A 2,591-nucleotide genomic window follows, 5' to 3' on the forward strand; every position below is an offset into this window, starting at 1 on the left:
ATACCCCAAATTTACATAAAAATGTTTAATAACCTTACGGGATTTATCTTTACAACTTCAATTGCTGTACTACCCACATCTTTAATTACTTGACTCCTTCAAATACTTCAAAATAATTGGAATTGTTCTGAATTGTAAATTTGAAAATACATGAATTCATTTTTGGATTAAATCCCCCAAAATGATTGTCATTTTGATTGTGTTGGGTATTCATGTGATTGGTCCAGGCGTTCCATTGGTCAGTTCCCGCCCAGTTGCTGTTGCCCCAACCTTGATTCATATTTCCCCAGCAATTGCCATCGTTCATCCAGGCGTTATTTGTCCAACCGGATTGGCGGTTTGTGCAAAAATCATAATTATTGCGATTATGTCCATATTCAGCAAAAAAATCTTGTCCGGTATAACACACCATAATGCTGTCATAGTTTTGGTATAGTTGCATTGTAAAGGTTGAATCAAAATTGTAGGACAAACAATGCATACTAACTAAGCTATCGTTTATTAGCGTTACATTTAATGTCGCCGGACTGGACTGATTAGTAGCTGTACTCTTAAGAGTACCTGTATATGTGCCGATTACGCTGGAAGCTAAAGTATTATCCAAGGGTGTTTCTTCTTCCTTGTTACATGAATAAAAAAGGAATCCAACTACTGCTACCATTAAAAAAATAACTTTTGTATTTTTCATGCCAGTAAATAATTTATTTCGTTTCATTTTTCTATCCTCCTATTTTATTCCAATATAAATCCTGCATTTTTAACTTTTGCCTCCAATTCGCTATACGCAATTTGTTTTGGATTGTATTCAATCAGTACCTGGTTCGATTTACGATATAACTTAAAATCTTCAACACCTTTAATTCCGTTTAACAAAGTCGTCAATTTCTCGTTATCACCTTCTTTATGCTCAACAAAACAGATTACGGTTTTTCTTTCATCAATTTTAATTGTAGTGATTTTATTATTATCATTAAGTTCAGCTTCTATATAGAGGGCAAAAGGTAAATCTGTCAATTTTGTTTCCTCCCCGTTGTATTTAACAGTCATGTTTTTGTCTATCTGAACCGGCATGCAAGCCTGTGTTCCTAAAACACATATTACAATTCCGTCGTCACCTAATTTTTCACCACCGACTGTTCCAATAATTTTTTCTGTTTCCTGCGCATAGATGTTCGCAATTGATACACCAAAAATCAAGACTGTTGCTTTGATTACATTTAATATCTTGTTCATTTTACTTTTTTTATAAATTTTAAGTTATTGTATGCGAATTTTTTGTTTGATTTCGCTTTTCTGAAAGCGGGCAAGTTGCCTTGCCTGCCTTCAAAAAAAGCATCTAAATCTGTTACAATCCTTTGCTATTCAGAAAGGAATTGATTTTATATGAACCACTTGACTGGTTGTATGCATGTAAGGCTGAATTTGAACTAAACAACAATTCCATTTCAGAATAAAGTGGGTCGTCAGCGGGAATAACATCCTTAAGGTTGCTAAATGTCAGGCTTTTAATTTCCCCACTTCCGTCTTTGCTGAAATAGTATTTTGTTCTTTTTTTTGTGCCTGTAAATGGAGAATGAGATACTACTTCTTCTCTGGTGTAAATCCATAAACCACTTTTATCTGCCAAAGTTAAGCGGTCATTATTAAAAAAACGGAAAAATTCTCCATTGCAAAGTTGATAACCAAATATTTCGTCCTTATTCAAATCAGTTTTTTCACCATTTTTAATTACTGTTACGTAATCTTTTTTGAAAAAATTGTTTGGTTTTATTTTTCCGTCTTTTGTTGCACAGTTAATTGAAACTTCCATTTTGCCATTTGTGTAATCTTCATAGGTTTTGTAAACCCCACATTTTTGTGCGCTTACAGTTAGCCCCATTACAGCAAAAAATGCTGCTATTATTATTTTAAAATTATATGTTTTCATATTGATAATATTTAATTGAAACCTAAATTGTTATTTTAATATTTTGCTTTTGGGAGGAATTAAATACTATCTCAGCACAAAAACACCTGTAGTTGTGCCCTGTTTAAAGCAAACTTAGGTGTTGAAAATGTATTTAAATGGTTATGAATTTTTTGTCGGTTTATATTTAAGATGAAATTCTCATTACCACATGTTAAAAATGGGCAGTTAATGATTGGCTTTACTTTATTGCTAATTTTTTTTGAGGCATTAAAAAAGGTATCGACTATTTTAAATGAAATAACCTTTGTATGGCAACCGGAACAAGGAGTATCACAACATTTTTCAGAGGTTTTATCAAAATAAATTGAAAGTAGTTTGCTGTTACAAAAGTTCTCCTGTATGGTCACCCCTGTGATAGTTAAGGTGAAAAACACGGCAAATGTAATATGAATCATTTTTTTTAACATGCGAAAATTCATTATATTAAAATTTCATTTCTCCGATTCATTCTATGTAAATAATGCTTAGCGTCACCTGCTTCTCCAAAAGCAACTTTGCCATTTGCCAGGTTTATTCTGGCTACCGTACAACTTTGACATTCAACCGGGCTTTCGGCAATACAGGGTTTATTATCATATAAATTGTAATTTTTCCGGTATGATTGCGGGGTTATATTTGGCAT

General features: G+C 32.8%; 5 protein-coding genes. 1 reads left to right on the forward strand and 4 read right to left on the reverse strand.

What is annotated here, in order from left to right; translation table 11 throughout:
• Window positions 1-85 precede the first annotated feature (85 nt).
• The 3 genes from KO361_06265 to KO361_06275 form a co-directional block, all read right to left on the reverse strand.
• Entirely contained in the window at window positions 86-715 is a 630-nt protein-coding gene (locus KO361_06265; GenBank protein MCC7575168.1) for a hypothetical protein, read from the reverse strand.
• Between the two features lie 17 nt (window positions 716-732).
• Window positions 733-1,233 carry a hypothetical protein gene (locus tag KO361_06270; GenBank protein MCC7575169.1) on the reverse strand — a complete coding sequence of 167 codons (501 nt, stop codon included), beginning with the start codon at window positions 1,231-1,233 and terminating at the stop codon, window positions 733-735.
• A 112-nt stretch (window positions 1,234-1,345) separates the two neighbouring features.
• Window positions 1,346-1,927, reverse strand: coding sequence for a hypothetical protein (locus tag KO361_06275; GenBank protein MCC7575170.1), 582 nt, complete (start codon window positions 1,925-1,927; stop codon window positions 1,346-1,348).
• A 171-nt stretch (window positions 1,928-2,098) separates the two neighbouring features.
• On the opposite strand from KO361_06275, the gene KO361_06280 reads away from it, so the two are divergent.
• Window positions 2,099-2,272: a hypothetical protein gene (locus KO361_06280; protein ID MCC7575171.1), complete on the forward strand. Its 174-nt coding sequence runs from the start codon at window positions 2,099-2,101 to the stop codon at window positions 2,270-2,272.
• A 115-nt stretch (window positions 2,273-2,387) separates the two neighbouring features.
• Here KO361_06280 and KO361_06285 read toward each other — a convergent pair.
• Window positions 2,388-2,591 (reverse strand): [FeFe] hydrogenase H-cluster radical SAM maturase HydE (locus KO361_06285; GenBank protein ID MCC7575172.1); only part of this gene is annotated, 204 nt, incomplete at its 5' end.

This window comes from Candidatus Woesearchaeota archaeon (genome assembly GCA_020854775.1).
Taxonomy (GTDB): Archaea; Nanobdellota; Nanobdellia; order Woesearchaeales; family 21-14-0-10-32-9; genus 21-14-0-10-32-9.

Coding starts and splice junctions, on each gene's coding strand:
- KO361_06275 (MCC7575170.1), bottom strand. CDS start 1,927: ATGAAAACATATAATTTTAAAATAATAATAGCAGCATTTTTTGCTGTA.
- KO361_06280 (MCC7575171.1), top strand. CDS start 2,099: ATGAAATTCTCATTACCACATGTTAAAAATGGGCAGTTAATGATTGGC.
- KO361_06265 (MCC7575168.1), bottom strand. CDS start 715: ATGAAACGAAATAAATTATTTACTGGCATGAAAAATACAAAAGTTATT.
- KO361_06270 (MCC7575169.1), bottom strand. CDS start 1,233: ATGAACAAGATATTAAATGTAATCAAAGCAACAGTCTTGATTTTTGGT.